Below are 25,127 nucleotides of genomic sequence, written 5' to 3'. Positions count from 1 at the left end.
AGCTAAAAGGTAATAAACCAGTGAATCAGTCTAAGCTCGGCCTTAAGAGAGAACTAATTGTCAAAGCTTATCCTGAAAATCCCGAAACTGAAAAGGTTGCAAAAGGAATAACCGTTTTGATGATTACTACAGCGGAATGGGGTTTGCTGGCCAAACTGGTGGCCATCGGTTCAAAACATTATAAATTGTTAAAATCCTATTAAAAAAAGAATGACCCGGGGCTTAAATTTGTGTAAACCAAGTATACCTTTTATGCCCAGATACCCCCAGTCTATTAATGCGTTTAAGCTCGCGCTCGTTCTAATTTTGTTAGTCAATGCATCTCCCTTTTTGCTTCAGGCTCAACTCAAGGCGCAAGGTTGGGAAACCAGCAATGATAAAACGATGCTTTTATCAAAAATGAACCACCTTGAGGCAGGAAATGGGCAAGCAGAAATCATTAACATCAACGCCGAAAAAAAATATCAAGCTGTTGACGGGTTTGGTTTTGCGCTGACAGGCGGCAGTGCGCAACACCTCATTCGCATGTCCGCTCCGCAAAGGAAGAAGCTTTTGAATGAACTTTTTGGAAATGGGCCTGGGCAGGTGGGGATTAGTTATCTTCGGGTGAGTATCGGGGCATCTGATCTGAATGAATATGTCTTTTCTTACGATGATCTTAAAGCAGGGGAAACTGATGGGGATCTAAAACATTTTTCTTTATCGCAGGATGAAAATGATGTGGTGCCTGTTTTAAAGGAAATTTTAGCGATATCCCCGCGAATAAAAATTATGGGTTCTCCATGGTCCGCCCCGGTATGGATGAAGTCAAACCAGAATGTTCAGGGTGGCAGATTAATGGATAAGTATTATAGCACTTATGCCAGTTACTTTGTGAAATACATCCAGGCCATGAAAAAGCATGGAATTGCTATTGACGCGGTGACCATTCAGAACGAACCATTCAATGATGGCAATACACCCAGTATGCAGTTTTTGGCCAAAGAAGCGCTTCGTTTTATCCGCGATAATCTCGGGCCCGCCTTTAAACGAGGAAATATAAAAACTAAAATTGTTCTGTACGACCATAATTGCGATGCCCCGGAATATCCTATTTCAATCTTGGCAGACCGGGAAGCAGCAAGCTACATTGATGGTTCAGGATTTCATTTGTATGCCGGTCAGACCTCTGCAATGGGCAAAGTACATGATGCTTTCCCCGATAAAAATATATATTTTACTGAAATGATGGCTGTAAGCAAAGATGGTGGTTTTAATACCGCTTATCCTGTGGGAAGGATACTCATCGGTGCTTTACGGAACTGGAGTAAAAATGTGATTCTTTGGAACCTTGCTGCGGATTCTAAATATAACCCGCATACAGACAATGGCGGCTGTTCAATATGCCAGGGAGCGGTAACCATAGATGGAGATAAAGTCGAGCGGAACCTTGCTTATTATGTGATTGCGCATGCATCCAAATTTATTCCCTTTGGGTCATCGAGAATTGAGAGCAGCCTCACTACAAAGGTAAGCAATGTGGCCTTTTTAACCCCGGAGGGAAAACGGGTGCTTATCGTTTCTAACAATTCGACTGAACCACAAACGGTCAAAGTCGTTGAGGGAAATCATTCTTTTTCTTTTACTGTAAATAAAGGGTCTTCAACGACCCATATCTGGTGATTATGATTGAAACAAAAAAATATACGACGCTGCTGCTTATCTTATTTTCACTGAGCCACGCTTTCGCTCAGTCTAAAATTGCAAAAGATGAAACTTTGGTCAGCCTTAAGGACGGGAAAATCAGGGGCGCTGTTTTGTCCAGCTCTGTGCTGGCATTCAAGGGTATTCCTTACGCAGAACCGCCCCTTGGTGCGCTCAGATGGCATTCACCAGTTCCTAAAAAGAAGTGGAATGGAATAAAAAACGCGGTTGATTTTGGTTCCCGGTCGCCTCAGCGCAATACTTATGATGACATGATTTTTAGAAGCGCTGAAGAAAGTGAAGATTGCCTGTATCTAAATATCTGGAAACCTCAGATAAAAGATGGTAAGTCCTTGCCAGTAGTGGTCTATTTTCATGGTGGAGGGTTTTCAAGTGGGGACGGTTCAGAGCCGAGGTATGATGGAGAAAGCATGGCTAGCAAAGGAATTATTTTTATTACTATAAATTATAGATTAAGTGTTTTTGGATTCTTAGCGCATGCTAGCCTGTCCAAAGAAAGTAAACGGGGAAGTTCTGGTAACTATGGATTGCAGGATCAGAATGAGGCGCTACGCTGGGTGCAGCGCAATATTACAGCTTTTGGAGGAAATGCAGCTCAGATCACCATTGCTGGGGAATCCGCGGGTTCTATGTCGGTTTCTGCCCAGATGTGTTCACCACTTTCAAAGGGACTTTTTCATGGGGCTATAGGACAAAGTGGGTCAGTGCTAGGATTCGAACCACCTGTGCGCTTAGAAGATGCTGAAAAAATAGGTGCGGATTTCGCAAAGGCTTGCGCAGCGAATAGCATCGATGAGTTGCGAAAAATTCCGACTAAAGAGCTGTTAAAGTTTTCGAAAGATTACTGGTTTCCCCTGACAATAGATGGTTACTTTTTCGTAGAACAACCCCTTATTACCTACAGCTACGGTCGTCAGATGGATGTGCCACTGCTGGCTGGATGGAACACAGCAGAGCGAAGTATGAATGCTGTTCTCTCTAATCAGAAGCCTACAGTTGAAAATTACAAGGCCGGAGTTGAAAAGCTCTTTACTTCAAAGAGGAAAGAAATACTGGCACTTTATCCAGCGAACGCAGATGAACAGGTCGCACAGTTGGCAACTGACCTTGCCAGCGATCGCTTTATTTCCTATTCTACATGGAAATGGATTGATGTGCATAGTAAAACAAACGGATATCCTGTTTATCGATATTTGTTCTCTAGAAAACGTCCAACTTTTATCGGACAGGGATCACACAATGCAGACGTCATGGGCGCGGTACATGCTTCGGATATTGAGTACGCCCTTGGCAATCTCAAACTAAATAAAAGTTACAAATGGGAGAGTGAAGATTTTGAAACTTCAAAAGTTTTTCAGTCTTATCTGGTAAACTTTATAAAAAGTGGTAATCCCAATGGAGCCGATCTTCCAAGGTGGTTCGGCCTTCAAAGCAGTATTCCAAAAGTTATGATTATTGATAATGATAGCAAATCTATACCTGAAAAGAACAGCAAAAGGTATATGCAGCTTGATGGAATACTGAATCCTTAGTTTAATTCTTTGTAATCCTTTAATTTGTTCATAAAGTGGCAATCCATCCTGGATAAACCAATTAATTTGAAACCCGTTGCAACAATTTAAATTATTTGTAAGCTTACTAATAAATAGAGTGTTGTGAAGAAAATATTTTTGGTGTGACGGGCTCAATCGCAATCGGTTTAGCCAATAAAGTGAAAATTCCTTCAAAATAATGATAGAGTGAAAATTCCTGCGAAAGAAGGAATTTTTTACAACCGTTTCTTTAGGCCTCTTATTTAGGTAGTTCAGCCATCGGCTTACCCCTCATTCCTTGGTTGACCAGGTAAACAATAAATCTAGAGAACGTGCTGATATCCTGTTCAACACTGGCATCCTCTAGCGCTTTCATATATTCGTCCCGCTTTTCGACTGGTATTACAGTCCATGGGTATCCACCCGATGCGAGCATGGTATTCATCAGAAACCTACCCATCCGTCCATTGCCGTCCATATAAGGATGAATGAATACAAAAATAAAATGGCCAAGCACAGCCCTCACAGATGCCTCGGGTTCGTTCTCCAATAGTTCGAAAAATACAGGCATGCAGTCCCGCATCACCTCAACGCCCAGGGGTACATGTTGCGAATTTCCGATATAGACCTGATGGCTTCTGTAGCCTGAAAGGTCAGAAGCTTTCAGTATTCCCGCTGCTATACTAGGGTCAAACAGCTCGCGGTACCACTTTTGATGATCCTGATCTACCGCTGCGCCTGAATTTTTACCTCTTAGGATACTAGTAAGCGTCTCTTTTACTGCGCCAAAAGCCTGGAAATAGCCACGGGCGGCCATTGCATCCCGTTGCTGTTTATCCTCTTCGCTCTGCTGTGAATTCCAGTTACCGGAACTTACCCGCTCGATGAGTTCAGGGGTAACCTTATAACGCTCTATTGATAGGGAGTGATAAGCATCGGTAATGTATATAGCTTCGACGTTTTCCATATAGCCATCAATATCATTTGGGGCGCCTGGTGCAGCTGGAAAATCCTGAAGCACAACTTCTCGCATTTGTTGCCACATGAGCTTAAGGCGGTTGACAAAAGGAGAACGTTCTCGCAAGGAAAGATTAATATTCAGTTTTACCTGAAAGGGATCATCCTCCCGGACATCGTAACCGGCCTGTCGCATCGTGTCTATAATTTGGTCCGCAATTCTATCGCGCCCAATGTTCCTGAAAGCACCAGCGAGCCTGCCCGCTATGGTCGTGTGGCCATTATCCAATAAAACCGGCAAAAGCTCGGATGCGTCCCGGATGAGTGAAAGGGCTGTCCTGGCATCAAGCCCATTCCCTCTAAAGACGGCAGGGCTACTGTAAATAATTGCACCTTTTAAGCTGTAGATATTGATTCCCTTTTCATCAGCCAGAAGACCATGCTCAGGTAAATCAACCCGATGGTTGAAAACCGAAGTGTTGTGTGGCAATGGCGTGGGATGATTGTTGCCATTTGGCGACCGAACGAACAATTGAGCCGGTACCGACCAGTTTCCAGCATGGATCTTCAGTGATTGATCTGCCGATACGCACCACTGGTTTCCATATTTATGATTCAGGTACTTCGCACAAAAATTCCAAAAAGAGCTATACCATGACGTGGTTTCGCCCGGGCGCGCCGAAGGGTCAGCGGTGGTATACCAACCAGCAGTCACCCTTTGAAGAAACCCATTCTTAACCAGAATTTCCCGGTAAGTACGATTGGGAATTTCGTCGGTGTAAATGGCCACCTCATTATTGTCCTGTAGCCCTTTTAATGCTTTTAACGCTTCTGTAAATCTTTCCTGTGGTGTTGCCATACGTTTTTCTTTCTGTGCTTCTGTCCGTATTGTTTAATCATACACTATTCGCTGTATTTCGTTTCGTGGTAAATTTAGTAATTATTGTTGTGATATTTTTAGTATTTATTGTTGTGTTTATTTTCGTTTTTGTTGTTGTTTTGATTTCCGTGTTTTTCGTTATGTTCGTTTTTATGTTTGTGCTGTGCTTGTTTTACGATCTGTATTCGTATAAAGCTCTGGTATCGACTTCACACTAGGTGCATGATGGGTAATTACCACGTTCTTAAAGCCGTTTGATTCTTTGAGACTTTTTTGTAGCCAAGATTTTGATTTTTGGTGAATCCTGTAAGTATCTATTGATCTTAATTTTGAATATGCTGGATCAACGCGTATCTGTGCATAATCGTTCATTCTAGTCTGGCAGATAATGCCAGACTCCACAGGATTTCCAAATAAGCTAAAGTCCGTCCACAAAGTTGCACCGTGAAATCTTATCCCCTCGAATTCAACCATATTATTCTCAAGAACATTTATATTTGAGTTTTTGGATGCCTCAATTATCTTGTTAAGTGTCTTCGGATATGATCCTTTATAATATTCATGGTTTCCCAATATGTATATTACTGGTTTAGAGGGAATATTTCTCTTAACCCATTCTATCCCTTTTGTCCCCAAGTTTGTATCACCAGCCAGGATAACGAGATCAGCATTGCTAAAGTCCAAATCTGAAAACCCAAATTCTTGATGCAAATCACTAATTATCTTTATTCTCATTTCTTTAGGGGATATGTAGCATACTGGCAAGGTTTACTGTCCTATAAATACCCGTATTTTGTTCTAATTTGATCAACGTATTTATAATGATTCTTTCCTTTCACTATTCAGTAATTATAGTAAATGCGGGAGACATTTCTTCTTGTTCCGCCCGGGATATTCCGAGTTTAGTAGCTATCGTTCGCCAATCCTTTACAGCTATTGAAACCTCTTTAATGATTTGTTGCATTTGATTTTCTTTTAGCTGAAACAATTCGCCAACACTTAAAGCCAAAGCGAAATCCAACGCATTATTGTCCATATCAATATTAAGAGCCAATCCATTTTTATCTACTGAGGGATTAATATCATATGCAGGCGATAACCTCCATCCATTTTCTGTCAATAAAAAGCCATGATTCCTTAAATGATCATCCGTGTTGGAGATCGCTATGTTAAATACTATCCTTCTCCACAATTGATGCAGGTCTTTTTCTATGTTCGATCCATAACGCTGTATAAAATCTGCTATCTCAAGATAACTAGGAGTAGCGTCCCTAATGCTATCCTCACTATTTTTTGTCATAGTCATAGCCGAAGCAAAATGAATACGCTCGCCCATATCCCGATCAAACCGCCTGGATAAGAATGTACGATAGGGTCCTTTTACCTTCTCAAGTGTACAAACTGGCATATTGATTCCAGCCTTGGTCGCCAATTCATAAGCTAAGTATTCCCATGCAGCCTTATCAATTTTATCAGCTTTTGAGGGAAACTTTGCAATACACAAATGACCATCCAAATCAACAACATTTGCTTTTGGCCTTGCTCCACCCAGCGATGATCCTGGCGCAAAAAGCATTGGAATCCAATCACTACCATTTTTCCCTTCCTCATCTTCTTCATAAGCTTTGACACTTGCCTGTAGCTCCCGAAGATGAGTAATTGGTGGAGTAGGATTATTCTTGTTATCATCAAGAAACGATCCGTTGGGATCTAGCTTGAACCTTAATGCACCCATCCTGGAAGCATCATGAACGCCCAGCAAAAAATCAATTTCGTATAGTTTCGGTGTCGCGTCCCCTTTGGCAAAAGCAGTTTGCGCAGCACGACGCAACATAAGTTTTCGTCCCCAGGTATCCGGCATCGAATCCATAAATATACCAAAATTGTCTTTTTTGTCAGGGTATTGGGTTCCTGAATATAAACCGATTTCAGGATCAAGCAAAAACAACTGATCAGACTTTAGCCAACCCCGGTCATATTCAAATCCAAATATCCTATGTCCTTTGCTCTGCTGAGCAGAAATCAAACCTATGCACCGTGGGGCATCCATGCCTTTCCAGTGAGCATATACCCATATATCGGTCTTTGTTGCTGCCATTAGTTTAACAAATCTAAGTCTTGAAGTTTTCTCCCAAGTTCATCATCTACCGCCAGCTTAAGGAAATCTTCATGCAGATTCAGTGCCTTAAGTACATTGAAATATGCTCCCATAGAGACTCCGGGATCCCCCCGTTCAATTTTACGAAGAGTTGCTCTTTCAATAGCAGCGCGTTCTGCAAGTTGAATTGCAGTTAATTTTCTGCGCTTCCTGGCAAGTTTGATGTTTTCGCCTAACTGATCCCAAATCATTTTATATTTTGGAAATACAACAACCTTCTTCGATCTCATAATGAGTATAATTATACCCAAATATAATAATAATGGATATAATGACACGCATTAATATAATCATATCGTACGATTTTCTAACAAAAGCTAAGATTAATAAAAGTAAATGGATTATATTACACCCAATAATCACCAAAATGAGTATAATATTACGCATCATTAGCAATTTCATTTTTACTTAAAGAGCCTCATAATTTCATATTACCAGTATCCTTTTCTTCCTTATTCCGTTCCAGAAGTTTCTCCTGTAATGCAGACATCTCAGTACTAACTTTCGTATTGATCACTTTCGCAAATGTTGGGTGGTTTTTAAGCTATTGTGACCAAGCATCTGGGATACGGTCTCAATCGGAACACCATTTGAAAGCGTAATGGTCGTCGCGAAAGTATGACGAGCCAAATGATACGTAAGCACCTTAGTGACGGTACAAAGATCGGCGATCTCTTTCAGGTAACCATTCATGCATTGATTAGTGAGCACTGGCAATGCCACTTTTCTCCATCTGCATATCTGTGATTTTTATATCTGTCAAGAATTACTTTCGCCTCATCCAACAAGGGGATGACAGGGAGTTTCCGTCTTTTGCCGTTTGATGAATATCCATAAATTACCGTCATCGCCTCTCGTAATCTGATCCAGCCGAAGCTGCTTTACATCAATATAGAAAGCCCGGTGTAGTAACTGAAAATAAAAATGTCTCGAACAATGTTAAGCGCTCAAGTGGAAATTCCCTGTTTTTAACCCTATCCAACTCTTCCATATTTAGAAAATTCCTTGCCTTAGCTTTAGCAGTATTGAGCTCCTCCCTAAAAACTAGCCAGTCGAAACTAGAGAATTGGGCTTTGGAGGGACGTCACAACTAACCAAGGTAAGATTTCAAGCTGTAATATACAAACCCGATAATTTTGATTCTACAAGAAATATCCAGTACTTTTTGATTAATACGAACAAAGAAATAATAAAATAAACTGGTTTAAACATCCAAGTTGGGGAGATGAAACAGCTTGCACTTACTTATTCAATTATCCGCTGATGCTGTCGAGAGAATATTTCATTTGTATTCCAGACATTCACTTTAAACTCGGCGATACTGCAAAGGGTGTAATAGATTATGTAGAAGCTTATCATATGGATGTTACTTAACGAAAACAATTGAGAACGTGGCAGCATAGTAAATCACGAATTATTGAAGTATTATCGCCAAATTATTTTGAGAATTAATCGGAGATTCTTAGATCGAATTCTGTTATTTAGATTTTTTTATTAAATTGCTGGAAATTAATGTAATGTCTCTCATATGAATGAAACATCATGTAAACTATGTGATGCTTTAAACACCGACAACATATTAAATCAGGACATTAGCAATAGAATTCTTCGAGAAACCAAGAACTTTGTTTTAGTCCCTGCATTAGGCCCTTTAATAGAAGGTCATGTCATGATAGTAAGTAAGGAACATTATCCAAATTTGGCATCAATGACAGAAGATTTAATAATTGAATGTCTGTTTTTTATAAGTACAATTCATAAATATTTCCATGACGGAGTATTTTTCGCAGAACATGGTTCCTTTGACCAACAGAGTGCTGGTACATGCATCGAACATACCCATCTTCACATATTTCCTAAAGTTGGAGAATATGTCAATCTTTTTGATAACATCTTACCAATAAAACAAAATGTGAAAGGTGGTGCAGATAATGTCCAATTCAAGGAGATCGATTATCCATATATTCTAACCTTTGATGATGATAATGTTAGGGTCTATGAGGCATATAATGTTCACTCACAAATGATAAGAAAAGCGCTAGCGACAAAGCTCAGAATTCTAGATTGGGATTGGAAACTTAGTCAAAAAAAAGATATGACTCAAAATACAATTAGATTTTGGGAGGGATTAAAGAATGAACAATAGTTTCGATGCCGACGAAATGCCACCATGGCTTTCCTTTCTAGTTGGGAAAAAAAACAAATCACAAATAGTTGCAGGGATTAATGAAGACGATTGTGCGGTTATTAAAATTGGTAAGGAAGAGATCATCATCACAACTGATTATCTGAATGCCAGTCCGATTGCCCTTGAACTAGGAATTGCTAACTTCTGGGATTTAGGACGAATCCTCGTGGCAGCGAATCTATCAGACCTATGTGGTACTGGCGCTTTCCCGCAGGCTTTTCTAACCTCGATAATGCTTGATAAAAACTCTGTACTTGAGGCAGATTTCAAAGACTTGATGAATGGGGTAGTCTACGAGTTAGATAAACATAAAATCCCGTTAGTTGGAGGGGATACTAAGTTAGGTAGGGCAAACAGTTTTTGTGGAATAGCGGTTGGAGTTAGAAAGAAAAATACAAAATTAGCCTTGAAGAACAAAGCTAAGGTTGGTGATTCGATTTGGGTTTCAGGAAAGTTGGGCGGTGTAGCGTCGGCCATTTATGGCTTAAAGTTGAAAACAATGCCTCCCCTGTGGGAAAAGTGGGCAATCGATAAAATAATTAACCCCAAAGTTCCTTTAAAACAGTCAAAAAAACTCGCTAAGCTGAAAGTTGCGAATGGAGGAACCGACATAAGTGACGGATTAGCTGCAGATCTTTGGAATTTATGCCAGGCGAGCAGCGTTGGCGCAACAATATATCCTGAACAAATTCCGATCTCTAAACAAACCAAACGAGTAGCAAGGGAAATTAATGTTAATCCTTGGGTTTTTCCACTAACCATTGGCGGGGATTTTCAGTTTATGATGACTTCACCGAGGAGAAATGATAAAACTTTACTTAAAATGGGATTTCATAGGATTGGCCACATAGTCAAAGAAAACGAAACATATTTATCAATTAACAATAAAAAAATAATTATGCCAAAACTTGGGCATCGAGACTCCAGAAAAAAAACATTTTTTGATGAAGTAGGGAATTTGCTTAAAGCCTTGAACTCATTAACGCATGATGATAGACATTAAACTTTTAGAGGATTCTCAAGAGCAAATTAAGGTTATGATCGCCAATCAAGTTAGAGATGGTGAACAAAGTAAAATTATTCAAAAAGTCGATAACGCTGCTTTTGCACTTGGCCAGTTTATAAAAGATTCAAATCGTCCTCAACGAGGACTACACGGAACTTCATCAGGAATACGCGTCCTAGCCTCGGACGACAAACAAAATGATTTGGTTAGCGGGCTCGTAACCTATTTGAATAAAAGGCGCAATATAGAAAAGTCCGTTGAAGATATTGAAGATAAAATCAGCGATGATAAAATTGAAAAGGAATTGAACAATATTATTAAACTTTCAGAGATACTTTATTCACTAGGCTTTGTTAAGACTGCTGTTATATCGACCGATGAGTTTAAAACCGCAATTGCAGCAGAAATAATCGGTGGAATGGTACAGGATGGAAGTGAAAGGGGTTGGGACTTTCACAACGATGCGACGAAGAAAAAAATTCAAATTCTGCCGACAGGTTTCGCCATTCTAGCTTTGAGCAGTAATGGTAACGATGTTAATGAGCCTAGAAAACAACTGATTAATAAATTATCGGAGGATGATATCGACAGCCCATCAAGATTTGCCGAAGTTGTTTTCGGATTACACGCCTTGATTAATAGCTCCGGTTCCTTCAGCTCGGAAAAAAAACAGTTTCAGAAAATTTTGGCGAAGATCTGGGAAAGTCCGTATCGGTATTTAGGCGACGACACCGAACAGAATATTGAATACTGGCACGGTACAGAAAATCATTACGTTAGAGTACCGTGGCAGGTTTATCTGATTGATATTTGCTCTAAATTATCGATATGGAAGTTCCACTCTGTTGGTTTACAAAAGAGATTATCTTCAATAGTTAGTCGATATACTTCTAATCAAGGCTTCAAATATGCATATTCTGGTTTTAGCATCTCAACTCGAACTAATGCAATCATCTTTGATGCATTTGATAACGTCAAAAAAAATATCGAGCGAAGTTGGTTTGATTATGCTATATTCTACATTGATAAAATCCGTTTATTCTTTGGAGGCAAGTTCTTCACAGGAGTAATAAAATTTTTAGCGGTTTGTTTTATGGGTTATGTAGTGTATTCTTTCTTTGCTGATGAAAAATCGTTGTCTGATATTGCACCTGAATTTATAGGCTCAATTATAATTGGTATTTTCACACTTAGGAAGGGAAAATGATATTCACAGATGTTATTTATGGGGAAATTGAAATGCCTGAATGGATAATACCATTCTTGAAGATTCCGGAATTCGTTCGTTTGCGCGGTGTTCGATTGTCGAATGTAGATTCAATTCAATTCAAAGATTTTAATGGACCAACAAGATGGGAGCACTGTATTGGTGTAGCCTATCTGGCATTGAGATATGCGTCTAAAAAACGACTGACGGATTCTGATAGTATCCATCTGATCCTTGCAGCCCTTTTACACGATATAGCTACTCCACCGTTTGCTCACACCATAGAGTACGTTTTTCAAGGCTATGATCATGAACTCCAATCCTTCGATATTTTAAATGCAACTAGTTCCGAAAATTCAAATCCGAGTTTCCCCATCTTTGCATCGCAAACCCCAAAATTTAGAGATGTATGCAAGAGAGTTTCAGGACAGTTAGGAATTAAAATTGATCCGGACGTAGTTGCTGACTTGGTGTGTGGAAACGGTGAACTTGGCTATTTGATTAATGGAACGATAGATTTGGATAATATTGATAACGTAATTCGGGCAAGTTTAGCATTGGCAATTGAAGTAGATAAAACTGTTCCACAACAAATCATTGATTGGCTCATAACACAAGAAAAACTTCCATCAAATTTAAACGATGAGACAAACCAAGGTGTTGTTAAGTGGATTAGTTATAAAAATCAGATGTATGGGAAATTTTTCAACTCAACTGATGAAGAGCTTGGACGCCAGGCATTTTTACAGCATATGATTAGGCGCGTTCATAAAGCTGGTTTGTCTCAGAAGGCCATTCTTTGGAATACCGACGATTCATTACTCAATATGATTGAAAATTTTGAAATCAAATATTCTTTAAACTCGCAAAAGAATATTTTTGATAAAGAAATATCTTTGAGCGAACTTGTCCAACGCTATCGTCTGTTAGAAAGTCCGAGCAAAGTATTTGAAATGGTAATAAGCGACTTATCGGAATTTAAAGTTATTAAACAACCCGCCTTCGCAGTCTGGCTCGAGGAACAATTATCAACTCCAACTTTTGAAGCGTTAGTGATTGTAAACAGTAAAAGGTATAATCATGAAAATTCACTATTCAATGACGGGGTGGGTAGTATTCAGGTGTATAAATTAGGAAGTAAGGATTTAAAAAAAGGTCAAATGTCAGATTTCATAAGTGCAGATTTAGTTTCGAGACAAGAAAAAGTTCATAGTGATGCTTTTAAAGCAATCCTAACTAAAAAAATAAAAGAATCTATAAATTCGAAACCATGGCTAGCTTTAACAAAAAATCGACAGGATAACCTTAGAGCAAACTTAGATAGCGTCGGAAACTGGAGCTTTCGTCAGAGTAGAAATGAGAGTATTCATTCTTATCCTGGTACCTTCGTTTATGCAATTCCAGCATCACTTATCACAGCTCTCGGATTGCAAGGACAACTGATTTGGGACCCATTTGGCGGTACAGCACAAACAGCATTTGAAGGTTTGAAACTGGGTTGCAAAGTCATAAGTTCAGATTCGAATTCGATCGCGACCATGATCGCTAAAGTAAAATTAGAATATTTAACTTCAGATGATCGCAAAGTTGCGATGGATGTCAATGGTGAAGCCATTTTGAAACAGAAAAGCGACTTCGTGCCAGAGTTCGATAATATTAATAAATGGCATCATCCAGATACTATTACTGAATTATGTTTGATAAAAGCCTTTGCGGAAAATCAAAGTAATATAAAATTAAGGGATTTTTTTAAACTTTGCCTTTCTGATATTTTAACTTCTTGTACGGCCCGAAAAGGCAAGCAACATGGCTATTTTGCTGATAATACCCCGCTCTCCAAAGGAGAGGTTTCACCTCCCTATGAGAATGCAATCAAATTATTTGTCAATAAGGTGAAACGAAATATTAATATCCTAGAAAAAAGCTATTCTATTTTTGAAAAAAATGAGATTGATGCGCGTGAAGAATTCAAAAATGCTCGAGTCTTGCAGTTTGATATAACTCAGCCGCTTCCACAAGATTTAGAATGTTATAATGAGTCGGTTTCTGCTATTATTACTTCTCCTCCATATTTATGTATGGCTGATTATACCTTAGGTCAAAGGTTATCTTATAATTGGTTATTTCAAGAGGAATTGCTCGAAGATTTTAAAAATGAGATTGGTTCCCGAAGAAGCAGGATTAATAAAGAAAAAGCCCATTCTGATTATCTTAATAAGATGAGAATTTTTGCTAAAAATTGTTTCACTTCACTTAAAAGCAAGGGGTTTTTAGTAACAGTTATCGGGGCTCCTGTCGCTGTCAGTTACCAGGAAAAAAATCTTTTATCAACACTGGACGCAATATTTGAGCAAGAGGGGTTTGATCTATTTTGGGAAACAATGAGGCCAATCAACTGGCATCGAAATCATGGATACGCTAGGCTAAAAGAAGAGAGGATTGTGGTGTATGTCAAAAGGTAGTATTTTCTTAGATAGGTGACTTTTTAAAGTTTGTGAATTTTTATTTGGATCAAAACAGTTCTATTCTTTAAATGATGACATTACTCATTAGCTATCAAATGACTGGGGATAATTTATATTCCAGGTGCAATCGACAGCATTTCAGTAGCAGTATTCAATTTTGTATTTTCGTTTAAAAAAATTAAAATAAAGTATATGAGTTGGTGGAAAGGAACTAAGCAACCTGATCAGGCTTTTGTTGATAAACTGAATTCACAATTCGATAAAATCAATCAGTTATTTAATAAAATTCCGGCAGATAGAACCAAAGAAGAAATTGAGCTTATTGACAAAAAAGCAAAAATTGCAGAGGGGCTCATTAAACATTATCTGGATTTAAGCAAAGTGTTGGATCAAAGAAGAGGAGATTATTATAAAGCAGCCCTTCAGTTGGCCACAATCGGACTGACGGGCTTTGGACTATTAATTAAATTCATTAATTTTTATCCACTGACTTTAGTTTCACTGATAGGCATTTCAATGTGTCTTGGTTTAGCATCTATCATCGTCACCGCGTTCCTGGTGGTTAACCGTTTCTACTGGCAAACTAAATCTGATCGATATCACTTTCTTAAAATTGACATTAACAAGGTTCCAAACTTGGGTAACAGTTGGGAATGGTTTTACCATGGCGTAGAAGGCTTGTCCAAAATACCTTTCACCTCATCGAGTTGTGACGAAACTAAGCAGCAAGGCTTGAATGAGTTAGGCGTGGAGGGATATGTCAGTGGGGCTGAATTTTATTTCGAGAAGTTTATTGACTCTTCACCGAGGGATTTATACATCCAGAATTTAAAACATGCCTATCTTTTACTTGTACACAATGCTTATAAAAACAAATTTGAGCGCCAGTTAACAGACTTGTTGTCCCAGGGAACAAGGGTCGCTTCCTATATTATTATCGGTGCATTAACCGTTTCTATGTTCATAACTCTGATTTTGGGTCTGTCATTTAGCCACAAAGAAAAAGAACAAATTCTTTGTACCACCCAAAGTAATAGTCAGGATAGCATATATGGCAATCCCACAGAATCAGCCAGCGATAGCACATCAAACAGGGCTAGCATTCTTGAAAAGAAAACCAGTCGCAATAATTTGAATAGTGACAATAAAATCAGCACCTCGACCCAACTTCCGGAACCGATAGCGGTGCCGAGCGACAGCCTGGCGAAAAATTTACAGAAAAAGCCTAAACATATTGGCAAAGTAAATACAAATGCTGCGAAGCCTGCCGGCAATCATGCATCTTCCAAGGGTACCCAACCTTTAACGGAAAAAAGCCCGAAAAAAAAATGAGGACTGAGTCAAAAGACTATGACTACGCTTTAACACTAAGCTCTCAAATTTCGCACTGTAGTCTGCCTCTTCGATTAGATACCTACTCCAAGTGTGCCTTCAGGTGTACTTATTGCTTTGCAAAAAACCGAGGCGGTAACCATCCGCCAGACGGCATGAAAATGATTAACGTGCGTTCCTTAGAACGGAAATTGGCACGTGCAGACGATAACGGACCAACTAGAAGCGTAGTTTCTCAATTTCTTAATCGTAAAGTACCCATACATTTTGGAGGAATGAGCGACCCTTTTATGCCATATGAAGCATTCAAAGAGAAGACTTTCCAAACCTTATCTTTACTTGCAGCATTTAATTACCCAACAATAATCTCTACCAAAGGGAATCTATTGTTGCTACCGAAATATCGGGATCTAATTGCCGAAGGAAAATTTGCAGTGCAGGTTTCCTTTAGCAGCCTGAATGATGCACTTTCTGCCGAACTTGAGCTCAATACACCTCCGCCTTCCCAGCGCTTGGAAATGATTAGATCCATCTCATCAGTTTGTTGGGTTTCAGCGAGACTTCAACCAATGATTCCTGGGGATTTAGATTCAGCAAAAGAAACAGTACGACAATTAGCCCAGGCTGGCGTAAAGCATATCTCCGTTGAGTTTTTGAAAATTCCCTTTTTAGATGGCAAAAACTTATTGGCAACGATAAGTAAATCTTTAAAGACAGATATCGCACGGTACTATTCTGCTAAAAAAGTAAGTGGGCTTGAATTTTTGGTTAACCCTGATTATGCAATTAATTTCCACAGTGAATTAATAAAAGTGGCCAATCAATTCGGAGTAAACTATTCGGCAGCTGATACTGATTTGCTACCATTCGATGGTAGTAATGCCTGTTGCTCAGGCACCGCCGAAATTGATGGGTTCGGCAACTATTACACTTATACATTCCCACAGGCGATTAGAAATGCAATAGCTAATAATGAAGAATTTCTCAAACATGAACATTTAACTTCTGAATGGGCTCCCAAGGGATCTATCAAAAGATTTCTCAATTCCAAAACAAGAATAGACGGGGAAAATGATGTGAAGAGTTTTATGGCTAACAAATGGAACGCTTCCACGAAAGGATATGGCCCACTTTCATTTGAGGGAATTATTGATACAAATGATTACGATGGTACGGGAATGAAGGTTTTTAAGATTTCCGAAAATAGTTTTAAGCTCGCAAAATCATTGGGATTTAATCGGTTCAATATCCCAGTATCTTAATTAAAGATAATTTATGTAATCAGCGATGTATTATTTTCCGTTATTTACCTTTCTTAAGTAGTTCAATCTTTTCACGTTCCGTCGCAAGCAAGCGCTCATACAGCTCAACCACTTTATCTAATGGATTAAACGAGCATTGCATATTAACGGCATTGATTGTCGAATTGTCGTTACTTGTAAAAGTATTTGAGATGATACTCAATATAGATTCTTCATTAAAATTTTTTATTGCCTCAGCGCTTACACCTAAAACAGTAGCGATTTTGCAATGTTGAGCCTTCTACCTCTTCACTCTACTCTATCTTAGATATAGTCTGTTGGCTTACGCCGAGTTCGTTGGCAAGATAACATGCTTATTCCACGTATTTCCCTAATACGGCTGATCTTTCTGCCGATGTGCACTTTGTTAGATTTTAGGCGTTTCCATAAAGCAAATCTAATAAATTCCTAAGATAGTGTCTATAACGCAAGTCACTGGGCCACTCATTTCGCTGCATAGCGAGCCACCTATTTCATTCGTCACTGGGCCAAAAAAAAGGTTTTATTTCGCTGGTCATTGGGCCAGCCTTCCGTTATTAGCTTTATATAAAACGGAGGTAATTGGGCCAAAATTATTTATTCCGGACTTCTAAAAACGGAGGTCAATGGGCCACTTTCCATGATTTATTATAGTCTTGTATCTGAAATATAAAAGCAGATACATGGCAGGACAACGAATTGTTATCATGGAACTTCGCACTTTGATTGCATTAAAGCTAAAGAAATTCAGCAACCGGAAGGTAGCTCTCCTATTGAAGATTAACCGTAAGACTGTTGATGGGTACATCAAGCGGTTCACCGAACTTGGCATCACCTATGAGGAGCTTTACGAACTTTGTGAATCTGATTTAAATGATCTTTTCACTGAAGAGAGCCAGACTGAGAAACAGCGTTACGAGGAACTTTCCGCTTTATTCCCTTCCTTTAAAAAAGAGTTTACCAAGCCCGGGTGCACCCTTCAGGCGCTTTGGAAGGATTATATAGAAAAGCACCCCAAGGGATATAAATATACTCAGTTTACCCTTCATTACCGCAAATGGAAAAAACTCAATAACCATAGCGGTAAACTGGAGCACAAGGCCGGTGAGAAGCTTTACATTGATTTCTGTGGCAAGAAATTAGGATATATTGATAAAGCTACAGGAGAACTTGTGCCGGTTGAGGTATTCGTTGCCGTGCTGCCTTGTAATCAATATACTTTTGTAAAAGCAGTCCATTCACAAAAGCGGGAAGATCTGATCTACTGCCTTGATGCATGTCTGCAGTGGATGGGCGGTGCACCACAGGCTATCGTTTCCGATAATCTGAAATCTGCTGTTAGCAAAGGTTCGAAATATGCGCCCATCATCAATAAGACCCTTGCAGATTTCGCCCTACATTATGGTTGCGCAGTTGACCCTGCCCGTCCTTATCACCCCCAGGATAAGGCCCTTGTGGAGCGGAGCGTGGAACTGGTATACCAAAGAATCTACTATCCCTTAAGCAAGATTACCTTTTTTGACCTGGATTCACTTAACAAAGCAATCGCTGAGCAGCTTATAGAATACAACAACTACCTTTTCTCTCATGGCGGCGGTACGCGCAGAAGCTATTTTATTGATCTCGAGCGGGATTATCTTTATCGTCTTGTATCTGGACCATACAGCATCCGTTATTATAAAAGGGCTAAGGTACAGCGTACCTCGCATATCTTTCTCAGCGAGGACAAGAACTATTACAGCGTTCCATTCAGGTATACCGGCATGTATGTCGAGGTGCAGTATAATCAGGATATTGTGGAGATACTCTATAACCATGTACGTATTGCATCTCACGAACGTAGCTACCGCCGAGGTAACTATAAAACCATTGCAGAACATATGCCCTCCACTCATCAGGCTTATGGTCAATGGAGTCCGGAGTATTTCGAGCAGCGGGCAACCCAGATTGGCCCGGGTACACTAAAGTATATTCAGATGCTGCTGAACCAGTCCCGATATCCTGAAATCGCCTACAAGCAGTCACTTGGTATCCTTTCCTTTGTCAGGCTATATAGTTCTGAACGACTTGAAAAGGCATGCATGAGAGCATCCACCTACCATAAAGCCTCATTTCATACCGTATCGAATATACTCAAAAACAGACTGGACATGGTGGAAGAAGAAGAAGAAAAAACTGCTTCAACACCTGAACACGGTAATATAAGGGGGGCGGCTAGTTACCGGTAATGGAGCATGCTGACTCCCGGCTGGAGCTGAAAAACAAATAAGTGGTAAACTAACATAATCAACCTCAATCAAAATGAATGAACACAACACGGTAGAAAAAATGCGCAGGATGCGCATGAACGCAATGGCGTCATTGTATCACAGTAGCCTCACAGATAATCTGTTTCAGGATTATTCCCTGGATAGTTTCTTAAGTATGCTGATAGATGCTGAATGGGAGAACAGGCAAAATAGAAACATCCAGAATCTGATAACCAGGGCCGGATTCAAACAGGCAGCCTCAGCTGCTGATATTGATTATAAAGCTAAAAGGAATCTGGACAGGACAACTTACGAACGGCTGCTTGGACTGAACTTTATCAGTAGAAAGGAAAATGTTATTATCACCGGACCTACCGGTTGCGGAAAGTCATTTCTGGCCCAATGTATTGGCGTAAAGGCATGTCAGTTACTGAATAAAACGATGTACTTTAATACCTCCAGGTTCTTTGACCTTGCAAAGCTAGCCAAGCTTGATGGCACATACCACCGGCTTATCAAAAAGATACAGACAACAGAACTGTTTATATTGGATGACTTTGGACTGGCGACCATTGATCAGGCATCACGTAATGTATTGATGGACGTTGTGGAAGAGCGTCATGAAAAATCATCCACTATAATTGCCACACAGATACCGGTAGCAAATTGGCATGGCCTTATTGGAGAAAGCACAATTGCAGATGCTATTCTTGACCGGATAGTTTTCTCCTCGCACAGGATCGAGCTCGAAGGTGAATCCCTTAGAAAAAATAAACAATTGAGTACTTAAAAAAAATCATTTATAATTGTAAAAGGAAAGTGGCCCGTTGATTCCCGAAATGACTGGCCCGCTATGCTCCGAAATCCTTGGCCCATCAATGCCGTTATACACAATTAATTGTTCAACTATTTTTTCTTTGTAAAAGGTGTAACTATTTACGTCGAATCTTTCCAAGCCAATTTTTTCGTTTAAATATTTAAAGGTATATTCATTCTGATTAATACATATAATTTGGATCAATCCTGCTTTTTCTTTTGAAATTAATTGTTTGCAAAATTCGATCTTGCCACTATAAATAATTTTACAATAGGCCCAGTTAATAGCTTCATCTGTCATCAACGGAAATGGCTCAAGGGTATTTACATCAATATCACCATAATATTTTTTTAATAGGTTTACCCAACCCAGCATAAATAACTCCCTGAATTCTCCAACTTCATTATCGGACAATACATCACTTTTGCGATATAGTGGAAATACATAATCAAGACTTCTTATGATATGCTGAACTGCATGATAACTTCTGCCTGAATATGTCGTGCCATTTTTTTCGGAATGTTTTTCAATAACGTCCTGTAAAGCCATATTTTTAATATTTTTATAAATCTTACCGTGTGGCCACTTTACTAATCAAACATTGCATCTTGTAGCATGAGCGCTTTCTTGCTTGGCTGTTGCCAAATCTTTAACGGTAAATTAATTCTTAAGTTATTAAAGTTCTATTTGTCCGCTTCTGTTTTTTCGCATTGGCGTTTTGCTTACAATTATTCTGGCAGCAGGATCCCAGCCGCCTTTGTGAACTGTTAAATTGTTTTTGGTAATTGTCCTTTTTTCATAATCCCTAAATGGATTTCTCAACTCTATAGCACGTGGATCAAACGTGCTGAACAGATTATTGAAATAAGGATCAAAATCTATTTCTTCGGGGCTATAGAGTTTTGTTTTCGTTTGTGGATGTTCACAACAGGATAGCATGCGCCAGGGCTTACCAAAAGGTTTTGGGGAGTTACTGGTCCCCATTTTCCCTGTAAGTTTTGTTTCACAGTGATCTTTAATTTCACAAATATCCATTATAGCGCAGCCTAGCTGTTGTTCGTCATAAATTCCTGAACAATCAAAGCCTGTCTCTTTATAATCGTAACATCCGTTATACATCAGGTAATATGCATCGGATTCAATTTTTTCTGCAAAAGAACTTAAAGAATCGTATTGTTTGCGGCCGGTGGAACCGGAGTTTCTATCAAGATGTTGAAAACATCCGTCAAGCTCCATTAGCTTTGCCTGTAAAAGTATACGTCTAAATCCCCCCTCAGCTTCAAAATAAACTTCTAGATCCCCGCCTGTCTGAACTTCGTTCTTAGCTTTTTGAGCAAAAATATTAAAGTTACGATGACTTTCGGCGTAGTCCTGTATTAGACTTATCACCGTGCTGCGAGTGATGCCCTCCTCACTCAATCTGTTGCCTCTATGATGGTTCTTACTTATCTCGTGCCAAACGTCTCTGGAGATCTGCTGAAAAAGCTCACACTGGTTCATCAAAATATCAGGATAACCTGTCTTTAGTTTTATCGCTCATTAACTTTAACCACTCTTAAAAAATCCTCCACTGTATAACCATAACGTGGGCCCATTCCAAAATCGGTACTATAAAATCCTAATGAGCGTATGTTGTCTCTTATCTTCTTCTGCTCACTTTCGCTTGCCTTCAATTTTTTCTCAATTAACGCACAGATTTCATCAGCTTCTTTTCGAGAAAATTCATTCTTGCCTTTCATTTAGTTTTTTTGTTAAATCAATTTGTAAATCCTTTCAGCATCTTCACCATTTTTTTGATTCTCTTCATCATCAGATAACGAAACACGTCTTGTCTACAAAGACGTGTGGATAGGATATAGCTGATTGCTATGGTTAAATATGAATTTATTAGAAAGAAAAGAATTTTGCTATAGCAACTAATATCAGCAATAATGACTTTGAAGTTTTATTTAATTAAAGCTTATATGACACCCCTTCGTAATCAATCTGCATTATCTTATCTAATGTTAGACTATATATCCTAGTTGCTTTCAGGGAACCCGGCATTACGAATATTTCGTTCCTAAAATATCGTTCAAACAATAAGATATTTTCAGCGATATCATTTAATTTATCTTTAGGGATATTTGCTAAAATGCTTGGTTCTATAATAGCAATAATATCTCAATTGATTTTGCTTTGTAAAGTGAATTCATACTAATTATTAGTTATGTAATTGTTTTATTTCTATTTTCTCCAAGTCATTAAGCCTTCTTCTTATACCTTTCTGCAAACTCTATAAACCATTTAATTAGTTCAGGATTGTTTATCTAAACATTTTTTCTATTTTACCTTACTTTCTTAACACTACAAGAGTTACCATTTACGGTCATTAATCCTTGTGAACCGTTATGTTCAATCATCACCATCGGTCTGTAAGCATAGAAGTACTGATATTTATAACCATCTTGCTCCCAAACTTCGCCATTCTGAAGTTCAAACACACTTTCGCCAGACCAACCTTCAAAATCATTAATAATTATTGATTTTGTTATCATAATATTTATATTTAGTTAATCTATTCTAGTAACATGGAGAATTTAAGAAAGGCCATTCAGACATGCTATCTCTCATCATCCCGAAGGAAAAACACCAGTATTACTCTTGAGCTGAAATATTTATTGGTATGTTAATCTTATTAATTTTCCTTACAGCTTGTTTTCTTACTTCCATTGCGGGGTAGAGACTTACTTATCTTTCTTTATCTGTACAAATAATTTCTTCACATCCACATTCAATCCGCCTGCAATATCTAATAGAGTTGAAAACATAAAGTTTTCTTTTCCATTCTCTATCAAACTTATTTTTGTTCGATCACCAGAGAACTTATCAGCCAATTGCTGTTGGGTTAACTTTGCCTTTTTCCTGTAAGCTCTAACATTTGAGCCTACGATGCTGAATATTTTCTCGTGTTTTTCCATTTTTTGAAAAAATATTTTGTTGGACTATTGCAACATTTGCTAATTATTATTATATTTGTTATCAGTTATTTATAGCGACAAATAGAGTTGGGGTATAACCTTGGCTTTAACAATGTCACTCATGCCAGAAAACCGTCAAACTTTCACATGAGCCGATCGTGAGTTCGCCTATCTATTGGATTTCGTATCTTCGCATACTTATTCAATAGGGCGAGCCTCATGTCAGTCTTTTGTGAACTTAAGCTTCGACATAGGGGTTCTTGACGGTACCACTGGCAAAAGCATTGAGGTTCGCCCTATTGGTATCTTACCGATCTGGCTTCCCTTTGCTTTCATTGAGTACGCATCGTTTTACATAAAAATTAACAGTTTATGAAAACGAAAAAATTAAGCGCCATCAAATCGTATCACTTCCAGGAAGTGGCACCCAAGTTTTCCCTTAAACTCTTTTTAAAGAACGTTATTTGTTCTCCATCGTAGTACTTGCCAGAATTCCAAGTGAAAATATAGCCCAAAAGCGAGCGGGGTAGTGTGAAGAGAGCGCACAAAGTCCCGGCGGGTTAATTTAGCTTGGTACCAGCCCTTTATTGTTTAGGCAAAGGTGCACCACAATGGTTTTTCGCAATCCCAAGGTAAGTATCTTTTTCCTAATAACAAATACAGTTTCCCGTATCCGCATGTTTTTATACGGCTAGCTTCTAATATCTTTATAAATGGTGCAATGCGCTCACAGCAAAATGATGTTTCTAAATAATCATATACTATATCCAGGCTACTTTGTGAGTAATTGATAGAGGAAAGTGGAAACGAAATTTCCAAGGCTTTGCCGTCCATAATGTCCTGAATAAGCGAACTAAAGCCAGTTTCATAAAATTCCGTGATAATATAATTAGTCATCGAGTGCGTCTATTTTTAGATCCTACTTATTGATGCGGAAATGATTTATCGTTCACCCTATACGTTAAGTATAATCATTATTATTTATAACTAAGATAATAAAAAATGTTAATAATATAGTTTTAATAGGTCTTTACCATTTTCGCTAAAAAATTTGCCGACTACATTTGGTCTCTCCGGCTCTAATGATTTCCACGAATCCGGGTACCTGATAGAAAAATTTATTCCTTTAGCCTTGGGATCGTCTTTTGAAATAAATTTAATGTTTTTTTGTCCTTTTGCAAATCCAATGGCTGAAAGGGATACGGATAATAATAATATAAGGCTTTTCATAGTCTTTAGGAGCGACCTTAGTTCCTAGGAGGCCTTTAAATGAAACAAGCGTGGAACTATAACTATATCCGCACTTGAGGCTCTCGCGAAGCCTACGCAACAGAACAAAGTCAAGCCCACGCTATAGCGTGAGCGTCCGACATTTATTCCTTGCTGCGATTTAAATTTGCGAGATTTCAAGTGCAAGAATAAAAGCTAACGCTTCTATATTTTATTTATAAATTCTTTTTTACATGAAACAAAGTTAAGTAATTGTTCCAGCTTTAATGAACTTACAATACATATATCCTCACCATAAAAAATTGACTAATCTGCTAATTTGAGTGGGCATGCAAGAGTGATTGAAATAAGATTATTATTTCGTTACTTTTGAACTCTAATTTGACCATAGTTGAATAACGAAGCCCAAATATGCATAGACATCATTGACATCCGATTGAAAGGAACAGGAAGGGATATTAATGATAGGACACAAGTAAATTTTGAATATAAAATCGTTGTAATTGCAAATCTGGAAATGGAGGTTTTTAATTCATCTCAGTATTCAGACTGTGTTCTTATGGGAAAGGGTGGTAGACCCCTGGCAGTAATAACAGCTAAGAAAACTGCCATATCTGAAGAACTAGGACGAGAACAAGCAAAACACTATTGTTTAAATATTGAAAAGCAATACCAGAGCTTACCTTTTTGTCTCTCTTCAAAAAGGTATGAAAAATTCGTTTTCGATTTAAGAAACTGTATTAAAAAGATTATTGGTTTTCGAACAAAAAACCACTTAGAGACATTTAAATACATAAGACGTAATAGAAACTCATTTGTCTCGTCGTGTTACAGCTTGCGAATAAATTGGAAAAAATGAAGGCAAGACCAGTAAAAAGAAAAAATGTGAATGGTTTGCCGGCCTGGAGACTTTTTGGAAAAATTGATGAAGAAGGTAGACTTAAAATAGTTCAAGGGATAACAATTGGTTTGATCGTTTCGGATGACACTTTTACTGTAGCCCTGTGCCATGAGATAATTCAAACTATTTTACTAGAATTAAATAAAAACCATTTTTCATAAATTCAGACAAAACCATTGCGAGTCTCCCACAAATTTGAAGATTTAGGCGCCACATAAACTGTAATTTCACTGAATCTAACACGTAATACGAATTTGACTT

Annotated in this window: 23 protein-coding genes; 13 read left to right on the top strand and 10 right to left on the bottom strand. The window is 38.5% G+C overall.

The genetic code is table 11. The features are described 5' to 3' along the window. Positions 1-20 precede the first annotated feature (20 nt). Genes AC0IWT_RS09940 through AC0IWT_RS09930 form a run of 3 tightly spaced genes read left to right on the top strand, consistent with a single transcriptional unit; the run spans position 21 to position 3,236 of the window. A complete protein-coding gene (locus AC0IWT_RS09940; RefSeq protein WP_471797060.1) occupies positions 21-203 on the top strand; it encodes a hypothetical protein in 183 nt (60 codons plus the stop codon). A 49-nt stretch (positions 204-252) separates the two neighbouring features. Further along, positions 253-1,662: a glycoside hydrolase family 30 protein gene (locus AC0IWT_RS09935; protein ID WP_471797059.1), complete on the top strand. Its 1,410-nt coding sequence runs from the start codon at positions 253-255 to the stop codon at positions 1,660-1,662. Positions 1,663-1,664: 2 nt separating this feature from the next. Further along, entirely contained in the window at positions 1,665-3,236 is a 1,572-nt protein-coding gene (locus tag AC0IWT_RS09930; RefSeq protein ID WP_471797058.1) for a carboxylesterase/lipase family protein, read from the top strand. Between the two features lie 259 nt (positions 3,237-3,495). Here AC0IWT_RS09930 and AC0IWT_RS09925 read toward each other — a convergent pair whose 3' ends face one another. From AC0IWT_RS09925 to AC0IWT_RS09905, 5 genes are all read right to left on the bottom strand, one after another. Continuing rightward, positions 3,496-5,052: a Fic family protein gene (locus AC0IWT_RS09925; protein ID WP_471797057.1), complete on the bottom strand. Its 1,557-nt coding sequence runs from the start codon at positions 5,050-5,052 to the stop codon at positions 3,496-3,498. A 171-nt stretch (positions 5,053-5,223) separates the two neighbouring features. Then, on the bottom strand, positions 5,224-5,808 hold the full coding sequence (locus AC0IWT_RS09920; protein WP_471797056.1) for a metallophosphoesterase: 585 nt from the start codon (positions 5,806-5,808) through the stop codon (positions 5,224-5,226). Positions 5,809-5,911: 103 nt separating this feature from the next. Beyond that, positions 5,912-7,171, bottom strand: coding sequence for a type II toxin-antitoxin system HipA family toxin (locus AC0IWT_RS09915; RefSeq protein ID WP_471797055.1), 1,260 nt, complete (start codon positions 7,169-7,171; stop codon positions 5,912-5,914). Then, positions 7,171-7,461, bottom strand: coding sequence for a helix-turn-helix domain-containing protein (locus AC0IWT_RS09910; protein ID WP_056871599.1), 291 nt, complete (start codon positions 7,459-7,461; stop codon positions 7,171-7,173). The genes AC0IWT_RS09915 and AC0IWT_RS09910 overlap by 1 nt, the downstream gene beginning before the upstream one ends. 283 nt (positions 7,462-7,744) lie before the next feature. After that, on the bottom strand, positions 7,745-7,924 hold the full coding sequence (locus AC0IWT_RS09905; protein WP_471797054.1) for a tyrosine-type recombinase/integrase: 180 nt from the start codon (positions 7,922-7,924) through the stop codon (positions 7,745-7,747). A gap of 835 nt (positions 7,925-8,759) precedes the next feature. Between AC0IWT_RS09905 and AC0IWT_RS09900 the strand changes: the two genes are divergently transcribed. The 8 genes from AC0IWT_RS09900 (at position 8,760) to istB (ending at position 19,748) form a co-directional block, all read left to right on the top strand. Continuing rightward, on the top strand, positions 8,760-9,377 hold the full coding sequence (locus tag AC0IWT_RS09900) for an HIT family protein (RefSeq protein ID WP_471797053.1): 618 nt from the start codon (positions 8,760-8,762) through the stop codon (positions 9,375-9,377). After that, positions 9,367-10,422, top strand: coding sequence for a thiamine-phosphate kinase (locus tag AC0IWT_RS09895; RefSeq protein WP_471797052.1), 1,056 nt, complete (start codon positions 9,367-9,369; stop codon positions 10,420-10,422). The genes AC0IWT_RS09900 and AC0IWT_RS09895 overlap by 11 nt, the downstream gene beginning before the upstream one ends. Further along, positions 10,406-11,632: a hypothetical protein gene (locus tag AC0IWT_RS09890; protein WP_471797051.1), complete on the top strand. Its 1,227-nt coding sequence runs from the start codon at positions 10,406-10,408 to the stop codon at positions 11,630-11,632. Before AC0IWT_RS09895 ends, AC0IWT_RS09890 begins: the two co-directional genes overlap by 17 nt. Beyond that, a complete protein-coding gene (locus AC0IWT_RS09885; protein ID WP_471797050.1) occupies positions 11,629-14,094 on the top strand; it encodes an HD domain-containing protein in 2,466 nt (821 codons plus the stop codon). Before AC0IWT_RS09890 ends, AC0IWT_RS09885 begins: the two co-directional genes overlap by 4 nt. 195 nt (positions 14,095-14,289) lie before the next feature. After that, positions 14,290-15,429 (top strand): hypothetical protein, encoded by a 1,140-nt coding sequence (locus tag AC0IWT_RS09880; RefSeq protein ID WP_471797049.1) that lies wholly within the window; start codon positions 14,290-14,292, stop codon positions 15,427-15,429. A gap of 155 nt (positions 15,430-15,584) precedes the next feature. Beyond that, a complete protein-coding gene (locus tag AC0IWT_RS09875) occupies positions 15,585-16,691 on the top strand; it encodes a radical SAM family protein (protein WP_471797048.1) in 1,107 nt (368 codons plus the stop codon). Positions 16,692-17,392: 701 nt separating this feature from the next. Continuing rightward, positions 17,393-18,937 (top strand): IS21 family transposase, encoded by a 1,545-nt coding sequence (gene istA, locus AC0IWT_RS09870; RefSeq protein WP_471797047.1) that lies wholly within the window; start codon positions 17,393-17,395, stop codon positions 18,935-18,937. Between the two features lie 73 nt (positions 18,938-19,010). Next, positions 19,011-19,748, top strand: coding sequence for an IS21-like element helper ATPase IstB (istB, locus tag AC0IWT_RS09865; RefSeq protein WP_231427997.1), 738 nt, complete (start codon positions 19,011-19,013; stop codon positions 19,746-19,748). A gap of 6 nt (positions 19,749-19,754) precedes the next feature. On the opposite strand, the gene AC0IWT_RS09860 is transcribed toward istB, so the two are convergent. From AC0IWT_RS09860 to AC0IWT_RS09840, 5 genes are all read right to left on the bottom strand, one after another. Beyond that, the gene (locus tag AC0IWT_RS09860; protein ID WP_471797046.1) at positions 19,755-20,324 is read right to left on the bottom strand and encodes a hypothetical protein; all 570 of its coding nucleotides are present in this window, start codon (positions 20,322-20,324) and stop codon (positions 19,755-19,757) included. Between the two features lie 126 nt (positions 20,325-20,450). Then, the gene (locus AC0IWT_RS09855) at positions 20,451-21,194 is read right to left on the bottom strand and encodes a hypothetical protein (RefSeq protein WP_471797045.1); all 744 of its coding nucleotides are present in this window, start codon (positions 21,192-21,194) and stop codon (positions 20,451-20,453) included. Between the two features lie 110 nt (positions 21,195-21,304). Then, positions 21,305-21,514, bottom strand: a complete 210-nt coding sequence (locus AC0IWT_RS09850) for a hypothetical protein (RefSeq protein ID WP_471797044.1) — start codon at positions 21,512-21,514, stop codon at positions 21,305-21,307. 588 nt (positions 21,515-22,102) lie between these two features. Then, positions 22,103-22,312 (bottom strand): hypothetical protein, encoded by a 210-nt coding sequence (locus AC0IWT_RS09845; RefSeq protein ID WP_471797043.1) that lies wholly within the window; start codon positions 22,310-22,312, stop codon positions 22,103-22,105. Positions 22,313-22,501: 189 nt separating this feature from the next. Beyond that, entirely contained in the window at positions 22,502-22,735 is a 234-nt protein-coding gene (locus AC0IWT_RS09840) for a helix-turn-helix domain-containing protein (RefSeq protein ID WP_471797042.1), read from the bottom strand. Positions 22,736-24,356: 1,621 nt separating this feature from the next. Here AC0IWT_RS09840 and AC0IWT_RS09835 point away from each other — a divergent pair. Together AC0IWT_RS09835 and AC0IWT_RS09830 are read left to right on the top strand one after the other, a co-directional pair. Further along, entirely contained in the window at positions 24,357-24,824 is a 468-nt protein-coding gene (locus AC0IWT_RS09835) for a hypothetical protein (RefSeq protein WP_471797041.1), read from the top strand. Beyond that, a complete protein-coding gene (locus AC0IWT_RS09830; protein WP_471797040.1) occupies positions 24,821-25,027 on the top strand; it encodes a hypothetical protein in 207 nt (68 codons plus the stop codon). Before AC0IWT_RS09835 ends, AC0IWT_RS09830 begins: the two co-directional genes overlap by 4 nt. Positions 25,028-25,127 lie beyond the last annotated feature (100 nt).

The sequence above is a fragment of the Pedobacter sp. AC464 genome (genome assembly GCF_979253075.1).
The sequence above is the reverse complement of the archived record's forward strand: the minus strand, read 5'-3'. Positions and strand labels throughout refer to the sequence as shown.